Annotated in this window: 13 protein-coding genes; 6 read left to right on the forward strand and 7 right to left on the reverse strand. The window is 55.2% G+C overall.

Features of this window, described 5'->3' with window-relative positions; all coding sequences use genetic code 11:
- Nucleotide 1: 1 nt before the first annotated feature.
- Nucleotides 2–2119, reverse strand: a complete 2118-nt coding sequence (gene rlmKL, locus PZBJ_RS01900; protein ID WP_101760929.1) for a bifunctional 23S rRNA (guanine(2069)-N(7))-methyltransferase RlmK/23S rRNA (guanine(2445)-N(2))-methyltransferase RlmL — start codon at nucleotides 2117–2119, stop codon at nucleotides 2–4.
- Nucleotides 2120–2227: 108 nt separating this feature from the next.
- Here rlmKL and PZBJ_RS01905 point away from each other — a divergent pair, with 108 nt between their 5' ends.
- A complete protein-coding gene (locus tag PZBJ_RS01905) occupies nucleotides 2228–3337 on the forward strand; it encodes a YcbX family protein (RefSeq protein ID WP_101760930.1) in 1110 nt (369 codons plus the stop codon).
- A 5-nt stretch (nucleotides 3338–3342) separates the two neighbouring features.
- Here PZBJ_RS01905 and PZBJ_RS01910 read toward each other — a convergent pair whose 3' ends face one another.
- The 5 genes from PZBJ_RS01910 to PZBJ_RS01930 all read right to left on the reverse strand — a co-directional run bounded on the left by PZBJ_RS01910 (nucleotide 3343) and on the right by PZBJ_RS01930 (nucleotide 8610).
- A complete protein-coding gene (locus PZBJ_RS01910) occupies nucleotides 3343–3885 on the reverse strand; it encodes a cell division protein ZapC (RefSeq protein WP_101760931.1) in 543 nt (180 codons plus the stop codon).
- A 148-nt stretch (nucleotides 3886–4033) separates the two neighbouring features.
- Nucleotides 4034–5044, reverse strand: coding sequence for a quinone-dependent dihydroorotate dehydrogenase (gene pyrD / locus PZBJ_RS01915; protein ID WP_101760932.1), 1011 nt, complete (start codon nucleotides 5042–5044; stop codon nucleotides 4034–4036).
- A 119-nt stretch (nucleotides 5045–5163) separates the two neighbouring features.
- Nucleotides 5164–6165: a glycosyltransferase family 2 protein gene (locus tag PZBJ_RS01920; protein WP_240632860.1), complete on the reverse strand. Its 1002-nt coding sequence runs from the start codon at nucleotides 6163–6165 to the stop codon at nucleotides 5164–5166.
- Between the two features lie 2 nt (nucleotides 6166–6167).
- The gene (locus PZBJ_RS01925; RefSeq protein ID WP_101760934.1) at nucleotides 6168–7685 is read right to left on the reverse strand and encodes a lipopolysaccharide biosynthesis protein; all 1518 of its coding nucleotides are present in this window, start codon (nucleotides 7683–7685) and stop codon (nucleotides 6168–6170) included.
- Between the two features lie 97 nt (nucleotides 7686–7782).
- Nucleotides 7783–8610 carry a hypothetical protein gene (locus tag PZBJ_RS01930; protein ID WP_101760935.1) on the reverse strand — a complete coding sequence of 276 codons (828 nt, stop codon included), beginning with the start codon at nucleotides 8608–8610 and terminating at the stop codon, nucleotides 7783–7785.
- Nucleotides 8611–9366: 756 nt separating this feature from the next.
- Here PZBJ_RS01930 and ssuE point away from each other — a divergent pair.
- The 5 genes from ssuE to ssuB are packed head-to-tail and all read left to right on the forward strand — an operon-like array spanning nucleotide 9367 to nucleotide 13633.
- Nucleotides 9367–9918 (forward strand): NADPH-dependent FMN reductase, encoded by a 552-nt coding sequence (gene ssuE, locus PZBJ_RS01935; protein WP_101760936.1) that lies wholly within the window; start codon nucleotides 9367–9369, stop codon nucleotides 9916–9918.
- Between the two features lie 10 nt (nucleotides 9919–9928).
- Nucleotides 9929–10897, forward strand: a complete 969-nt coding sequence (locus tag PZBJ_RS01940) for a sulfonate ABC transporter substrate-binding protein (protein WP_101760937.1) — start codon at nucleotides 9929–9931, stop codon at nucleotides 10895–10897.
- 2 nt (nucleotides 10898–10899) lie between these two features.
- Nucleotides 10900–12045, forward strand: coding sequence for an FMNH2-dependent alkanesulfonate monooxygenase (ssuD, locus tag PZBJ_RS01945; protein ID WP_008102354.1), 1146 nt, complete (start codon nucleotides 10900–10902; stop codon nucleotides 12043–12045).
- An 11-nt stretch (nucleotides 12046–12056) separates the two neighbouring features.
- Entirely contained in the window at nucleotides 12057–12845 is a 789-nt protein-coding gene (gene ssuC / locus PZBJ_RS01950) for an aliphatic sulfonate ABC transporter permease SsuC (RefSeq protein ID WP_101760938.1), read from the forward strand.
- Entirely contained in the window at nucleotides 12842–13633 is a 792-nt protein-coding gene (gene ssuB, locus PZBJ_RS01955; protein WP_101760939.1) for an aliphatic sulfonates ABC transporter ATP-binding protein, read from the forward strand. The genes ssuC and ssuB overlap by 4 nt, the downstream gene beginning before the upstream one ends.
- Nucleotides 13634–13712: 79 nt before the next feature.
- Here ssuB and pepN read toward each other — a convergent pair whose 3' ends face one another.
- The gene (pepN, locus tag PZBJ_RS01960; protein WP_101760940.1) at nucleotides 13713–16328 is read right to left on the reverse strand and encodes an aminopeptidase N; all 2616 of its coding nucleotides are present in this window, start codon (nucleotides 16326–16328) and stop codon (nucleotides 13713–13715) included.
- Nucleotides 16329–16334 lie beyond the last annotated feature (6 nt).

Genomic DNA, 16334 nt, shown 5'->3' on the forward strand with positions numbered 1-16334 from the left:
CTTATTCCTTACCGGCGTGGCTAACCAGCCAGCAGTTGTGAATTTGACGGTTGCGCGCGAAATCCTGCGACAGCGTTTTTTGGGTAATTTCCTGCGCCTGCAGACCCAGACGTTCTAAGCCGTCGAGATCCATTTTGAAGCCGCGCTTGTTGTTGGAGAACATAATGGTGCCACCGCGACGCAGCAAACGTTTCAGGTTCTGCATCAGCATCATGTGATCGCGCTGCACGTCGAAATCGTCTTCCATGCGCTTAGAGTTAGAGAACGTCGGCGGATCGATAAAGATCAAATCGAACTGTTCGTCACTCTCACGCAACCAGCTCAGGCAATCGGCGTGCATCAGGCGATGATTACGGCCGGTTAAACCGTTAAGGCGCAGGTTGCGCTCGGCCCACTCCAGATAAGTACGCGACATATCCACGGTGGTGGTGGTTTTCGCGCCACCTAAACCGGCGTGTACGCTGGCGGTACCGGTGTACGCAAACAGATTGAGGAAATCTTTGCCTGCGCTCATTTTGCCCAGCATCTGGCGCGCGATACGGTGATCGAGGAACAAACCAGTATCCAGATAATCGGTGAGATTCACCAGCAGGCGCGCATCAAATTCCTGCACTTCGAAGAAATCGCCCTTCTCACCCAGCTTTTGATACTGGCTTTTGCCTTTCTGGCGTTCGCGGGTCTTCATTACCAGACGATTCGCCGGGATCTCCAGCACGCTCAGCGTAGCGCTGATCACATCGAACAGACGCTGACGCGCTTTGTTGGCGTCCACGGTTTTCGGCGGCGCATACTCCTGAATCACCACCCAATCAGCGTAACGATCGACCGCTACGTTGTACTCAGGCAGATCGGCGTCATACAGACGATAACAATCGATATTCGACTGACGCGCCCATTTATCCAGCTTCTTCAGGTTCTTGCGCAGACGGTTAGCAAAATCTTCCGCGATCTGCGCGCCGCCTTCTGCACTGGTTGCAGCCAGCTGATAGTTTTTCTGCACGCACTCCAGCGGGCCGTTTTTGGCTTTAAACTGACGATCGGCACGCAGTTGCAAGCAGCTCAGCAGCTCTGGCGAGGCGCTGAACAGCGACAGATTCCAGCCGCCGAAGTTCTGCTTCATGATGCGGCCCAACTGGCTGTGCAGCGCAATCAGCGCCGGTTCGCTTTCCAGACGCTCACCGTACGGCGGATTGCTCAATACCGTGCCGGTAATCTCTTTGCCCGCCAGCGGATTCTTCAGCTTAATCACATCCTGCTGCGCAAAGGTGAACAGCTCGAACACGCCTGCACGACGGGCGTTGGCGCGCGCTGATTCCAGCACGCGACTGTCATTATCGTAGCCAAAGAAACGGGCGGTCGCAGCGGCGGTACCCACGCGTGCGCGCTCTTTCGCGGCAGCATGAACTTCCTGCCACGCAGCCTGATTGTGTTTCTTCCAGCGATTGAAGCCCCAATGGGTACGCAGCAGGCCAGGCGCGCGATCGCAGGCAATCAACGCCGCTTCCAGCAGCAGCGTACCGGAACCACACATCGGATCGACCAGCGGCGTGCTGCTCTGCCAACCGGAACGCATCACGATGGCTGCCGCTAAGGTTTCTTTTAGCGGCGCTGCGCCGGTTTGCTGGCGATAGCCGCGCTGATGCAGTGAATCACCGCTTAGATCCAGCGCGATGCTGACGCGATCTTTGTTGAGCCACGCATTGATGCGGATGCCCGGTTGTTCACGATCAACGTTCGGGCGCTCCAGATTCTGGCGGGTAAAACTATCGACGATGGCATCTTTAATGCGCAGCGCACCGAACTGGCTATTGCGGATCACCTCGTTGGTGCCGCTAAAATGGATGGCAAAACTGGTGTTGCTGTCGAACATCTCGGTCCACGGGATACTTTGCGCCCCCACGTAAAGATCGAGATCGCTCCAGACGCCAAATTCTCCCAGCGGCAGCAAAATGCGCGAAGCCAGACGGCTCCACAGCAGGCTTTGGTACATTACATGGTCGTCGGCCTGGAAGTGGACGCCGCCCTGCACCACCTGCAAATCCTGCGCACCCAGCGCGTCTAGCTCACTTTTCAACAGCTCTTCGAGCCCACGCGCCGTACTGGCAAACAGAGAATTCATATCGTCACTTTTTACTCTTGCTTAAATTGCTGCGCATTATAGCGAATCAGCGTGCTATGTCATAAAGTTAGCTTCTTTAAAACTTATGACCCCTTTTTTGGAGTGGTGATGATTACGCTTTCACGCCTTTACATCCATCCCGTTAAATCTATGCGCGGTCTGCAACTGTCACATGCGCAGGTGCTGGAAAGCGGTCTGGGCTTTGATCGCATCTTTATGGTGACCGAACGGGACGGCACGTTCGTGACCGCCCGCCAGTTTCCGGAAATGGTGCGCTTTACCCCGGCGCTGCTGCCGGACGGGCTGTTTCTGCAGGCACCGGATGGTTCGCAGGCGCTGATCCGCTTCGCTGATTTCACCGCTGAGCAGTCACCCACCGAAGTCTGGGGCAACCATTTCACCGCGTGCGTTGCACCTGACGCGATCAACAACTGGTTAAGCACCTTCTTCCCGCGTCCGGTGCAGCTGCGCTGGACCGGCGTGCAACCGACGCGCCGCGTGAAGCGTTTTGATCATGTGCCACTGAGTTTCGCCGACGGTTTTCCTTACCTGTTAGTGAATATGGCCTCGTTGCAGGATCTGCAACAGCGCTGTCCGGCCAGCGTGCGCGTTGAGCAGTTCCGTCCCAATCTGGTGGTGAGCGGCGCGGCTGCCTGGGAAGAAGATAGCTGGAAACGCCTGCAAATTGGCGAGATCACCTTTGAGATGCCGAAACCGTGCAGCCGCTGCGTGTTTACCACCGTCGGTACCGAAAGCGGCCGTAAACATCCTGATGGCGAACCGCTCTCGACCTTGCAGAGTTTTCGCAGCGCGCAGGATGGCAGCGGCGATATCGATTTCGGCCTGAATTTGATCGCCCTTAATAGCGGCATTATTCGCGTCGGCGACGCGGTGACCATTATCGAGAAGCAAACCCCACGCGCTTACGGTGCGGGCGTCGTGGTCGAAACGCTGGCGCCAGCCGCCAGCAGCCGCAGCGCGGTGACCATCGATTATCAGGGTTCGAGCTTTAGCGGCGACAATCAGCAAGTGCTGCTGGAACAGCTGGAAATGCAGGGTTTCCGCATTCCCTACTCGTGCCGCGCCGGGATTTGTGGCAGCTGCAAAGTGACGTTGGTGGCGGGTGAAGTGAAAGCACTGAAGAAAAGCGCGGTGCGCGCCGATGGTACCATCTTAAGCTGCAGCTGTATTCCGGCAGGCGATATCGAACTGGCGTAAGCCGATTACACCGCCCGCGCAAAGTGGGCGGTTTGTTCCTGCTGCTGCGGACGCAGACGATCGTTCATGATCTTAATCGCATCACCCAACTGCATACCTTTACCCGCCACGGTTAGCGCGTTTTGCGCTAATAAGCACAGCGCGGCATTTTCACCGCTTTCAACCACAAACAGTTGCGCCTGTTCGCCGCTATCAGCCAGCGTCACCGCCACCATATCGCCCGCAGCGGGCTGCCAGCTGTGCGCGTGATTGGTGAAGTGCCAGCTTTTTGGCATCAGGGGTTTGAGAAAACGACTGGCCACCAGCGCGTTTAACACTAACTCCGCACGCTGATCGCCTTTTAATCCACTCTGACGGCAACGTTCTTCAAAGCTAAAATAGAGCGCGGCGTCATCAACGCAAAAACCGCTGACATTAAATGCATCAGGCGTCAGCATTTTGCGCGAGAAGCGCGAGCGAAATAACATGCCGTCGGCTAAATCCAGCATCATGCGGTCATGATCAGCGTCGAAATACCAACGCCAGTTGTCATCAGGTTTGATTTTCATGATCTGCCCTGTGGTTTATCGCTGCGCTAAACGGCGCTTAATTAAAAAAATAAATCTGAGAAAAAGCTGAAAAATGCATCAGCAGGACAAAATATAAACGAGCCGAAGGGATAAATAAACCCCTCGGCGCAGTAAAGTGGGAAATGTCTTAGAGGTGGGTTACGATATCTTTAATTAAGCTTGGGCCTTTATAAATAAATCCAGAGTATATCTGCACTAATGTTGCGCCCGCGGTAATTTTCTCACGCGCAGAAACCAGCGAATCAATACCACCGACGCCGATAATGGGTAAGCGGCCCTGCAGCTCTTGCGCCAGGCGGCGAATCACTTCGGTGCTGCGTGACTGCACCGGACGACCACTTAATCCGCCCATTTCTTCGGCATATTTAAGGCCGGTCACCAGCGAACGATCAAGCGTGGTATTGGTGGCAATCACACCATCAATATTGTGACGCACCAAACTGTCGGCAACCTGGATCAATTCTTCTTCAGTCAGATCCGGCGCGATCTTTACCGCCACCGGCACATATTTAAGGTGCCTTGCCTGGAGTTCTTGCTGTTTTAATTTGATGGCAGAAAGAAGATCGTCCAGCGCTTCGCCATATTGCAGCGTGCGTAATCCTGGCGTGTTGGGTGACGAAATATTGATGGCGATATAACCGGCGTGGGCATATACCTTTTCCATGCAGATCAGATAATCGTCTTTGCCTTTCTCGACCGGCGTATCTTTATTTTTGCCAATATTGATGCCGAGAATGCCCTTAAAGCGCGACTTTTTAACGTTGGCAATCAGATGATCAACGCCGAGATTATTAAACCCCATGCGGTTAATAATCCCTTCGGCAGGCACCAAGCGGAACATACGCGGTTTATCATTTCCCGGTTGCGCCAGCGGCGTTACCGTTCCCACTTCGACAAAACCAAAGCCCATCGCGCCGAAGGCATCAATGCACTCGGCATTCTTATCGAGACCGGCCGCTAAGCCGAGCGCGTTCGGGAAGGTTAATCCCATGCAGGTTACCGGACGTGATGGCAGCGACTGGCGAACCAGCCCTTCCAGCGGGGTGCCGCTAATAAAACGCAGTTGTTGAAAGGTGAGTTCGTGCGCACGCTCAGGATCAAGCTTAAACAGCGCTGGCCGGACGATAGGATATAACATGCACTCTCCTCAATGACGGAAACCAGGGAAGTCGGGGTGCACGGGAAAATGTGCGCCAGAATGGTAAGGTGCGCTGGCGCAAAAGTAAATTGTTCTACTGCATCACAATTTGATCGTTATCAGCGTCGTGCAGAATAGCGGCCAAGCTGTTCGCGACACACCTGCAAGCCACTGTAAATCGTCGGACAATACCACATCAGCTTCAGACGCGCGCTATGTTGCAATACATTGCGCACCAGCTGATTCACCTGCGGTTGCCAATCCGTTGGGATCACCATGTGATTTTTGCGCATCTGCGCCAGGCAGCTGTGCATCACCGTTTGGTAATAGCTATCCAGCAACGCTGCATCCACCGGCAGTTGCCGATCGCGCAGGAACTGTTCGCTGCTTTCACGCGCAATAAAGTAATTTTTCACATAGGAAAAATCGCGCGTGCTTTGCGACAGCGACGTCAGCATAAAGCGTTTGTAGTAGTAGCTTTGGCTGGTGCAATAAATGTTACGCGCCTGCAGATAGAGCGCAAACATGTAAGGCGCATCTTCATGGTTTTGAATCGGCAGAAACTGCAGCGCCAGTTGATCAATCAAGCGACGCGAAATGATGCTGCTCCACACGACGCGATGCGCCGACTGATGCTGCATCAGCGTACGTAAACTGGTGCTGCCGCCGGGCAGTAATCCACTGACATGACGCTGGTGAATGGTTTGATAGTGGCGCTGCGCGGCAGGCACATCAAAAAACATTTTCGCGCCAAAGCAGAACAGATCGATATCTTCATGGCGCGCCTGCACGCGACGGAAGTCGGCGAACAAATCGGTGGAGACAAAATCATCCGCATCCATGAAGTAAACAAAATCACCGGTTGCGACAGAGAGCCCTTTCATACGCGCGGCGCTGACGCCGCCGCGCTCACCGCTCAGCAGGATCACCTGCGGATGCTGGGCCGCAAACGCCGTGAGCCAGGCTACGCTGCTGTCACTGGAACCATCGTCGATAACAATGATCTGTTCCGGCGGCGATGACTGACGCAGCAATGAACCCATCGCTTCTGGCAGCCAGGGCGCGCAATTCCAGTTCGGTATGATGACCGAAACCGAAGGGATACGGTGAGATGACATCATGCTCATCCTCTTTCCTCAACGTTAAACAACGGAATTCTAAGACGCTTCAACACCACGCTGTGCAGCAGACAGCAGACGCCGAGATTGAACGCGCCAATCAAGCCAAGCCACAGCAGGTTGAGCCAGCGATTTTGGTTCCACTCGATCGGCAGCAAGGTGCTCAGCCAGGCGACAGCCGCAGAAACCGCCCAAATCAGCATCACGTCGCGGGTTAACCAGGTGAAATGAATGCCCGGCGCAAAGCGGCGATGCACCAGCCACGCCCAGCCCACCAGATAGAAGATGTTCTGGCCCAGCCACAGCCAACCGGTGCCGAGTGCGCCGTAGTGAATGGCACACCAGATGTTGAGCGGCACCAGCAGCACGGCAAAGCAGGTGAAGCCTTTCATGTGCAGCTTGAGGTTGCCGTTGATGTATTGCAGGTGATAGAGCAAACCGCAGATGGCCTGAATGCCACTGCCTAATGCGTACAGGCTAAGGACAAATGACATCTCATCAACAATCTGACTTTTCTGCGTCCACGCCCACAGCAGCGGGCCGGCGTAACAGGCGATGGTGATACTGAGCGGCGCCATAAAGATCGCCACCGCCTGCGTGGTGTAGCGGTAAAGTTTCAAGGACTCCGCATCGCCCTCTTTGCGGGTTTTCATGCCGGTCATGCGTGGCACGATGGCCTGCATGATCGGGCTACTCAGCAGCAGAATGCCGGTCGCGGCGGTCGCCACCACGGTAAACGAACCGTATTCACTTAGCGGCAGCGTCTTGGAGAGCACCAGTCGGTCGATTTGCGAAATAAAGGTCCACACCGCACTGGAAAATGCCGCGCTGAGCGCAAAACGAATAAAAGGTTTCAGCACCTCTTTCAGATCGCCGCGCTTCTCTTTGCGCGCCGCTTTGGGGATCAGCTGACAGGATTTGTAGATACAGCAGGCCGCTTCGGCAATCGACACCAGCAACTGCCAGACAAAGAACGCCAATACCGCATTAGAGAAGAATTGAATCACCAGCACCGCGCCAAAGGTGCGCAAGGTGGTGATAATCAGGTTGACGCCGTTCAGCCACACCTGATGTTCGAAGCCCACAATCACGCTGCGATACGGACTGGTGCGCCAGCGTATCGCCGCAGTGACCACCATAATCGCCACGGCAATCACCACATCGCCCGCCGGAAGATGACGCGCATCCAGCCAGTGCGTGGCAATCCATGGCGTCGCCAACCAACCCAACACCACCAGCACAATCGTGGAGAACAAGAAGAATTTGGTCAGCGTGGCAAACAGCGCCGGGAACCAGACAAATTCCGCCTGATTAGCACGATAGCGCGCCGCTTCCCGCATCAAGGTGGTCGAAACACCGGCATCGAGTAATTGCAGCCAGGTTAATAAGATCGAAAAGAAGCCCACTAAACCGTAGGCTTCCATACCTAAGTGTTGAATATAAAGTGGTACAACCAAAATACCTGACAGCGTCAGATAGATTTGACCAACATAGTTGGCAATCGCGTTACGTTTTATAGACATAGGTGTTTTGGCATCTGGGGATTATCTCAGTGGCCTTAAGCGTGACATAAAAGTATTCACGCGCACACCGGAGTTATTCTTAAAATTAACGTTGGTGCTAAGCGCCCAGCTTTTTTCTCATTTTCATCATGGAGAAATAGATGTCAGGTTGTTTCAACATGAGTTTTTCCATTGCACCTTTGGCCGGGAAGTTTTCCGCAAAGTAGGTTAATGCATGGCGGGTATTATCTGAGAATTTATCGGCACCACTTAACTCGTGCTGGACTAATTGTAATAAGCCGCTGCGTAAATAACTTTCCCGATAGCGGTTTCGCTCCGGAATATAGTGTGACAATCGCGTGAGTTTTTCATAATCGGTAATAAATTGCTGATAGGTTAAGCGCGGCGAGGCTTCTACCTGAGTCGTCAGCGACGCTTCACTGGCGTAATCGAGCACCCACGCCGTTTGCGTATGCAGTAATCCGGCCAGCATCACATCCTGAATACGCGTCAGCGGCCCACCCGCGCGGGCCAGCCCAGCACGCAAGATCACCACAAAGCCGCCCTGCTGCCACCAGCGCTGCGCATGCAGTTGCTGAAACAGCTGCAGAGAAGAGTGTAAACCGTTCGCCAGCTCGCGCTTCGCCAGTGAGACCACAAAACAGTTCAGCTCGGGACGCTGGTCACTGAGCTTTGCCACGTCCTGCAGCAGGTTGGCCGGCAAGGCGCTGCGTTCCGCGCTGAACAGCAGGAAATCATCTTCAGCCGGCGTGCTGTGCGGAAAGGTCGGCAGCAATGACGAGGTGAGATGCGATCCCGCAGCATCGGGTTGCAGCCAGTAACATACCAGCTCTTCTGCAGCGTTAGGCGAAGGTGAGATGCAATTGAAGGTGGCAGGCGCGACCCGCTGCTCAGTTAAATCCTGAGCAAATGAAGAACTACCCATATATATCTCCCTAAAAATAAATTTGGTTTGCCGCAACGGCAGTTCACGCCACAAAACGCGGGCGTAAATAAATAAGTGAAATATCGTTATCGTGTTCTAGCGGAAATTAGCTCAACCGATTATAAACAGGCCTGGAGTTGTAATTCCAACCACGATTAGCATTAACATGTAACTTACGAAATTAATTGTTCAGCGCAGCTGCATGAAGTGTGATGTTGATCGGCGAAAATTTGCATGACTTGTAACAAGCGGATTGAATAGTGCGTATTTTATTAACCTTTATTCGCGTTTAGACATAAATTTCGTGAAATAAAAACCACGGTAAATTAGGAAATAAACAACTGTTGCTCAGTTTTATCCGATTCATGGAGGAGGGAATAGTGGAGAATTGTTTATCTTTTCTTATAACTTTCAATACCAAGCACTGCATGCAATCGGTAACTGCGCGGTCTGTATAAATATATTTCTCTGGTTACCACTCTGTTTTACCCATGCATAACGCCCTTTAATCATTAACGTCATTCACTGAGGCCGCAGGATTTATATAACCGCACCCTTGCAGCCTCGCTTTTCAGATTATACCTAAGCGCCTGAAATCTGCGTTTTCATCCCCTCTTTATATGCTACTGGCTATCCCATTTTGCGACTTAGGATTACCAGATAAATCATTTAAGCCTCGCTGCCTGCTCTGACAGTATTGAACATATCAGTTCTGAATATCAGATAATCAATAACTTTCAGTTATAAGGAGTGACCATGCGGGTTATTACGCTGGCGGGCAGCCCTCGCTTCCCTTCACGCTCTACTGCGCTGCTGAGCCTGTGCCAGCACGCGCTGGAAGCACGCGGTGTCGAAGTGATTCCATGGAATATTCACAACTTCCAGCCTGAAGATTTGCTCTATGCACGCTTCGATTCTCCCGCATTGGCCGCGTTGAAAGCCGATTTGGCGCTGGCGGATGGCGTAATTGTCGCCACGCCTATTTATAAGGCTTCGTTTTCCGGCGCACTGAAAACCCTGCTCGATCTGCTGCCCGAGCGCGCGCTGGAACACAAAGTGGTGTTGCCACTGGCCAGCGGCGGCAGTGCTTCACATCTGCTGGCGGTGGATTACGCGCTGAAGCCGGTACTCAACGCGCTAAAGGCACAGGAAGTGTTGCACGGCGTGTTCGCCACTGACGGCCAAGTTACCGATTACGACCGCCAGCCGCTGCTCGATCCGCTGCTGTCGCAACGCATTGATGAAGCGCTGGATACCTTCTGGCACGCGCTGCATCGTCGCCACCCACCTTACGCACAAGCGGTATAAAGGAAGAAAGATGAAAAGGATATTGACGGGTTTACTCATGCCAGCCGTAGCGGCGCTGCTCACCCTGAGCGTGAGCGCGCAGGCCACCGACGCACCTGAACAGTTGCGCATCGGTTATCAGAAAGGTTCGGTGAGCATGGTATTGGCGAAAACCCACAAGCTGCTGGAGCAGCGCTTCCCGCACACCAACATAAAGTGGGTGGAATTCCCGGCGGGCCCGCAGATGCTCGAGGCGCTTAACGTCGATAGCATCGATTTGGGCAGCACCGGCGACATCCCGCCGCTGTTTGCTCAGGCCGCAGGTGCCGATCTGCTGTATGTCGGCTCGGAGCCACCCAAGCCGCAAGCCGAAGTGATTTTAGTGCCGAAAGACAGCCCAATTCACAGCGTGGCCGAACTGAAAGGCCATAAAGTGGCGTTCCAGAAAGGCTCCAGCTCGCACAACCTGCTGCTGCGTGCGCTGGAACAGGCCGGACTGAGCTTTAAAGACATTCAGCCAACCTATCTGACGCCCGCCGATGCGCGCGCCGCATTTCAGCAAGGCGACGTTGATGCCTGGGCGATTTGGGATCCTTACTACTCTGCCGCGCTGCTGCAAGGCAACGTGCGCGTGCTGGCCGACGGCAGCAAACTCAATCAAACCGGCTCCTTCTATTTAGCCACGCGCAAATACACCGAGACGAACGGCGCCTTCGTGCAGCAGGTACTGAATACCTTCAGCGAAGCCGATGCGCTAACGCGCAGCCAGCGCGACCAGAGTATCGATCTGCTGGCGAATGCGATGGGCTTACCAAAACCGGTGATTGCCAGCTATCTCGACCATCGTCCACCAACCACCATTACGCCGGTCAGCGCCCATACCGCGCAGGCCCAACAGCAAACGGCCGATCTGTTTTATGCCAATCATCTGATGCCGGTAAAAGTGAATATTGCTGACCGCATCTGGCATCCACAATCCGCCCAGCCTAAAGGAAATTAATCATGAGCGTATCCGTATTTTGGTTTCTCCCGACGCACGGCGATGGCCACTATCTTGGCACCGCGGAAGGTTCGCGCCCGGTTGATCATGGTTATCTGCAACAGATTGCGCAGGCAGCGGATCGCCTTGGCTTCGGCGGCGTGCTGATCCCTACCGGCCGCTCCTGTGAAGATGCCTGGCTGGTGGCGGCGTCATTGATTCCGGTTACGCAGCGTCTGCGTTTCCTCGTCGCACTGCGTCCGGGCGTGATTTCACCGACGCAGGCGGCGCGTCAGGCCGCCACGCTGGATCGTCTGTCGAATGGTCGCGCGCTGTTTAATCTGGTCACCGGCGGCGATCCGGAAGAGTTAGCCGGCGATGGCGTGTTCCTCGATCACCGTGAACGCTATGAAGAGTCCGCTGAGTTTACCCGCGTCTGGCGGCGGGTAAGCGAAGGCGAAACCGTCGATTACGAAGGCAAGCATGTGAAGGTGCGCGGTGCGCGTCTGATGTTTAAAGCGGTGCAGGAACCGCGTCCGCCGCTGTGGTTTGGCGGATCATCAGATGCCGCACAGGATCTGGCCGCTGAACAGGTCGATGTCTATCTCACCTGGGGCGAACCGCCGGCGTTAGTTAAAGAGAAGATTGAGCAAGTGCGCGCCAAAGCGGCGGCACAAGGCCGCACCGTGCGCTTCGGGATTCGTCTGCACGTGATTGTGCGCGAAACCAATGAAGAAGCGTGGCAAGCGGCGGATCGCCTGATTGCCCATCTCGACGATGCCACCATTGCCAAAGCGCAGGCCGCGTTTGCGCGCACCGATTCGGTAGGCCAGCAGCGCATGGCCGCACTGCACGGTGGACGTCGCGACAAGCTGGAGATCAGCCCGAATCTGTGGGCCGGTGTCGGCCTGGTGCGCGGCGGCGCAGGTACCGCGTTAGTGGGCGATGGCCCAACCGTGGCGGCGCGCATGCAGGAGTATCAGGATCTCGGCATCGAGACCTTTATTCTCTCCGGCTATCCGCATCTGGAAGAGGCTTATCGCGTAGGTGAGTTGCTGTTCCCGCACCTCGATTTGGCGATTCCGGAAGTGCCGAAGCCGCGCGTGGTGCAAGCGCACGGTGAAGCGGTGGCCAACGATTTCACGCCGCAAAAAGTGTCGCAGAGCTAAAGGAGCAGATGATGGCGAACGTTAAAACCAGGCTGACCAATGCTGTATTGCCGTGGGTGTTGCCGGTGGTGCTGATTGCACTGTGGCAACTGGCATCGCAAGTGGGTTGGCTGTCGACGCGCATTTTGCCGTCGCCGGAAAACATCCTCATCACCTTCTGGAAGCTGACGGTGAGCGGAGAACTGTGGCAAAACCTGGCGATCAGCAGCTGGCGTGCCGCCATCGGTTTCTCTATTGGTGGCTCGATTGGTTTGATTCTGGGTTTGATTACCGGCACCTCGCGCGTCGGCGAACGCTTGCTGGATACCTCGGTGCAGATGCTGCGTAACGTGCCGCATCTGGCGCTGATTCCGCTGGTGATTTTATGGTTCGGCATCGACGAATCCGCCAAGATTTTCCTCGTGGCGCTGGGCACGCTGTTCCCGATTTACCTGAATACTTATCACGGCATTCGTAATATTGATCGGGGTTTGGTCGAGATGGCGCGCAGCTACGGCTTGTCTGGCTGGAGCCTGTTCATTCAGGTGATTCTGCCGGGTGCGCTGCCTTCGATTATGGTTGGCGTACGTTTTGCCCTTGGCCTGATGTGGCTGACGCTGATTGTCGCCGAAACCATTTCCGCTAACTCTGGCATTGGTTATCTGGCGATGAACGCCCGTGAATTCCTGCAAACCGACGTGGTGGTGGTGGCCATCATTCTCTATGCCCTGCTCGGCAAACTCGCCGACGTCGCGGCACAACTGCTGGAGCGCGTCTGGCTGCGCTGGCATCCGGCTTACCAAGTGAAGGAGAACGCATGAGCAACGCAACCCTAAATCCGGCGCGCTTAAATCGCGGTACACCGGTTGGCGTGAATGGCGTCAGCAAGCAATATGGCGATCGTACCATCCTGAATAATATCGACCTGCACATCCCCTCCGGGCAGTTCGTCGCCGTCGTCGGCCGCAGTGGGTGCGGGAAAAGTACCTTGCTGCGCCTGCTGGCGGGTCTGGAATCCACCACGCGCGGGGCGTTGCTGGCGGGCAATGCGCCGTTATCCGAGGCGCGCGAAGATACGCGTTTGATGTTCCAGGATTCACGCTTACTGCCGTGGAAAAAGGTGATTGATAACGTTGGGCTGGGACTGAAAGGCCGCGAATGGCGCGCCGCCGCGCTGGAAGCACTCGAAGCCGTGGGATTGGCGGATCGTGCCAACGAGTGGCCTGCCGCGTTGTCTGGCGGGCAGAAACAGCGCGTGGCGCTGGCGCGTGCGCTGATTCACCGCCCAGGTTTGCTGCTGCTCGATGAGCCGCTCGGGGCGCTGGATGCGTTGACGCGTATCGAAATGCAGGGATTGATTGAGTCGCTGTGGCAGCAGCATAACTTCACCGTGCTGCTGGTGACGCACGATGTCAGCGAAGCGGTGGCTATTGCCGATCGCGTATTGTTGATTGAGGAAGGTCAGATTGGCCTGGATTTGATCGTCGACTTACCGCGCCCACGCCGTCGCGGATCGGCACGTTTGGCAGAGCTGGAAGCGGAAGTACTGGATCGGGTGATGAAGCGTGGTTCATCGGAACAGCCGTTGAAGTTTGCGCAGCAGAGTTAATTAAAGACGCGCGATAAATCGCGCCGCTACGAATGCATACATTTATTCGTAGCGGCGCAATTTATTGCGCATGGTTTTCTTACGCGTTTAACGCCTTGGTGATTTTCTCGTACAGATCGCCCGACAGCTTATCCAGCCCTTTCAACGTTTCCAGCGCTTTACGCATCAGCGCCTGACGATCGGCATCGTAGCGTTTCAGGCGAATCAGCGGCTCGATCATGCGTGCAGCCACTTGCGGGTTGCGCGTGTTGAGATCGGTCAACATCTCCACCAGGAACTGATAACCGCTGCCATCTTTAGCGTGGAACGCCGCGGGATTACCAGTCGCGAACGCACCAATCAGTGAACGGATGCGGTTCGGGTTGCCCATGGTGAACGAACGGTGATTCAGCAGCTCACGCACGTTGCTCAGCACGTCCGCCGCTGGACTGGTGGCTTGCAGCACAAACCATTTATCCATCACCAGACCATCCTGATGCCAGCGCTCATCGTAGGCCGCCAGCAGCGTATCGCGGCACGGCAGGTTCGCCGCCACCGCTGCAGACAGCGCCGCTAACGCATCGGTCATGTTGTTTGCCTGCTGATATTGCGCCTGCACCATCTTGTCCGCCTGTGCCGCATCGGCGAAGGCCAGGTAACCGAGGCAGACATTTTTCAGCGTGCGCTTGCCAATCTCCGCGTGCTCAATTTTGTATTCGCTGCTTTGGTTGGCCAGATAGAGCGCAAAGAATTCGTCACTCAGCTCTTTAGCCAGCGTACGCACCAGCGCATCGCGCACCGCTGAGATCGCCAGCGGATCGATGACATCAAACAGTTCGGCGATTTCATTCTCAGACGGCAGCGAAAGAATCAACGCTTTCAGCGCCGGATCGCCCTGCTCATCCAGCAGCACCGCGCGGAACGCATCAGCCACATGCAGCGGCAGCGATAGCGGCTGGCCCTGCTGATGACGTGCGACGTTGAGGCGAATGTAGGTTGCCAGCAGGCTTTGCGCCGCATCCCAGCGCGCAAAGTCATTACGCGCGTGGCGCATCAGGAAGGTGAGTTGCGCATCGCTCCATTTGTAGTCGAGCTTCACGGGCGCAGAGAATTCACGCAGCAGCGATGGCACCGGCTGGAAGTAAACGTTATCGAAAATAAAGGTCTGGAACTCTTCGGTGACGTTCAGCACGTGATGCACCGGATGACCGTTATGCTGCAGCGGGATCACCTTGCCTTCGTTATCGTACAGTTCGATATCCAGCGGAATGTGCAGCGGCAGCTTCTCTTTCTGCTCGGCGGTGGCCGGCGTGCGCTGGGTGACGTGCAGCGTGTACTGTTCCAGCTCTGGATTGTAGTCATCGCGCACCGTCAGGATTGGCGTGCCCGCCTGGCTGTACCAGCGGCGGAACTGCGACAGATCGACGTTCGATGCATCTTCCATCGCCTGCACGAAATCATCGCAGGTGGCGGCGCTGCCATCGTGACGCTCGAAATAGAGTTGCATGCCTTTCTGGAAATTCTCTTCGCCCAGCAAGGTGTGCATCATGCGGATCACTTCTGACCCTTTCTCATACACCGTTAAGGTATAGAAGTTGTTCATTTCGATCACCTGATCCGGACGGATCGGGTGCGCCATTGGGCTGGCGTCTTCCGCGAACTGCGCACCGCGCATCACACGTACGTTATCGATACGGTTCACCGCGCGCGAACCGAGATCGGAGCTGAACTCCTGATCGCGGAACACTGTCAGCCCCTCTTTCAGGCTGAGCTGGAACCAGTCGCGGCAGGTCACGCGGTTGCCGGTCCAGTTGTGGAAATATTCGTGACCGATCACCGCTTCAATGCCGAGGTAATCTTTGTCGGTGGCGGTTTCGGCTTTCGCCAGCACATATTTGGAGTTGAAGACGTTAAGGCCTTTGTTCTCCATCGCCCCCATATTGAAGAAATCCACCGCGACGATCATAAAGATGTCGAGGTCGTACTCAAGGTTAAAGCGCTCTTCATCCCACTTCATGCTGGCTTTCAGCGAGGTCATCGCCCAATCAGCACGATCAAGGTTGCCGCGATCGACAAAAATCTCCAGCGCCACATTGCGGCCTGAACGCGTGGTAAAGCTATCACGTAATACGTCGAAATCACCCGCCACCAGCGCAAACAGGTAGCACGGTTTTGGGAACGGATCTTGCCACTTCACCCAATGGCGGCCATCTTCATGGCGACCGCTCTCCAGCTTGTTACCGTTAGAGAGTAAATAAGGATAACGCGCGGCATCGGCAATAATGGTGGTGGTGAAGCGCGCCAGCACGTCTGGGCGATCGAGATACCACGTAATATGGCGGAAACCTTCGGCTTCACATTGGGTACAAAGCGCATCGCCGGATTGGTATAACCCTTCCAGCGCGGTGTTTTTATCCGGATGAATGTCATTAATGATGGTCAGAGTGAAGTTGTCCGGTAACTGGCTAATGAACAACGCGCCCTCTTCTTCGCGGTAATGCGACCACGGATTGCCATCCACCGCCAGCGATACTAGCGTGAGATCTTCGCCATCTAAACGCAGTTCCGCATTGGCAGCGCCAATACGCTTCACCTGACTGACTGCCGTGACGCGCGTCGAAGCTGCATCAAGATCAAAAGTCAGGTCGATATCGGTGATGGTGTAATCCGGCGCACGGTAATCGTGGCGATATTTAATTTGCGGCTGTTGCGTCATAAGTCC

The sequence above is a fragment of the Pantoea endophytica genome (genome assembly GCF_002858935.1).
Classification (GTDB): domain Bacteria; phylum Pseudomonadota; class Gammaproteobacteria; order Enterobacterales; family Enterobacteriaceae; genus Pantoea; species Pantoea leporis.

What these genes read in the sequence shown, in the direction of transcription:
- pyrD (WP_101760932.1), bottom strand. Translation starts at nt 5,044, where the DNA reads ATGTTATATCCTATCGTCCGGCCAGCGCTGTTTAAGCTTGATCCTGAG.
- PZBJ_RS01910 (WP_101760931.1), bottom strand. Translation starts at nt 3,885, where the DNA reads ATGAAAATCAAACCTGATGACAACTGGCGTTGGTATTTCGACGCTGAT.
- PZBJ_RS01925 (WP_101760934.1), bottom strand. Translation starts at nt 7,685, where the DNA reads ATGTCTATAAAACGTAACGCGATTGCCAACTATGTTGGTCAAATCTAT.
- ssuB (WP_101760939.1), top strand. Translation starts at nt 12,842, where the DNA reads ATGAGCAACGCAACCCTAAATCCGGCGCGCTTAAATCGCGGTACACCG.
- rlmKL (WP_101760929.1), bottom strand. Translation starts at nt 2,119, where the DNA reads ATGAATTCTCTGTTTGCCAGTACGGCGCGTGGGCTCGAAGAGCTGTTG.
- ssuE (WP_101760936.1), top strand. Translation starts at nt 9,367, where the DNA reads ATGCGGGTTATTACGCTGGCGGGCAGCCCTCGCTTCCCTTCACGCTCT.
- PZBJ_RS01930 (WP_101760935.1), bottom strand. Translation starts at nt 8,610, where the DNA reads ATGGGTAGTTCTTCATTTGCTCAGGATTTAACTGAGCAGCGGGTCGCG.
- PZBJ_RS01940 (WP_101760937.1), top strand. Translation starts at nt 9,929, where the DNA reads ATGAAAAGGATATTGACGGGTTTACTCATGCCAGCCGTAGCGGCGCTG.
- PZBJ_RS01905 (WP_101760930.1), top strand. Translation starts at nt 2,228, where the DNA reads ATGATTACGCTTTCACGCCTTTACATCCATCCCGTTAAATCTATGCGC.
- pepN (WP_101760940.1), bottom strand. Translation starts at nt 16,328, where the DNA reads ATGACGCAACAGCCGCAAATTAAATATCGCCACGATTACCGTGCGCCG.
- PZBJ_RS01920 (WP_240632860.1), bottom strand. Translation starts at nt 6,165, where the DNA reads ATGATGTCATCTCACCGTATCCCTTCGGTTTCGGTCATCATACCGAAC.
- ssuD (WP_008102354.1), top strand. Translation starts at nt 10,900, where the DNA reads ATGAGCGTATCCGTATTTTGGTTTCTCCCGACGCACGGCGATGGCCAC.
- ssuC (WP_101760938.1), top strand. Translation starts at nt 12,057, where the DNA reads ATGGCGAACGTTAAAACCAGGCTGACCAATGCTGTATTGCCGTGGGTG.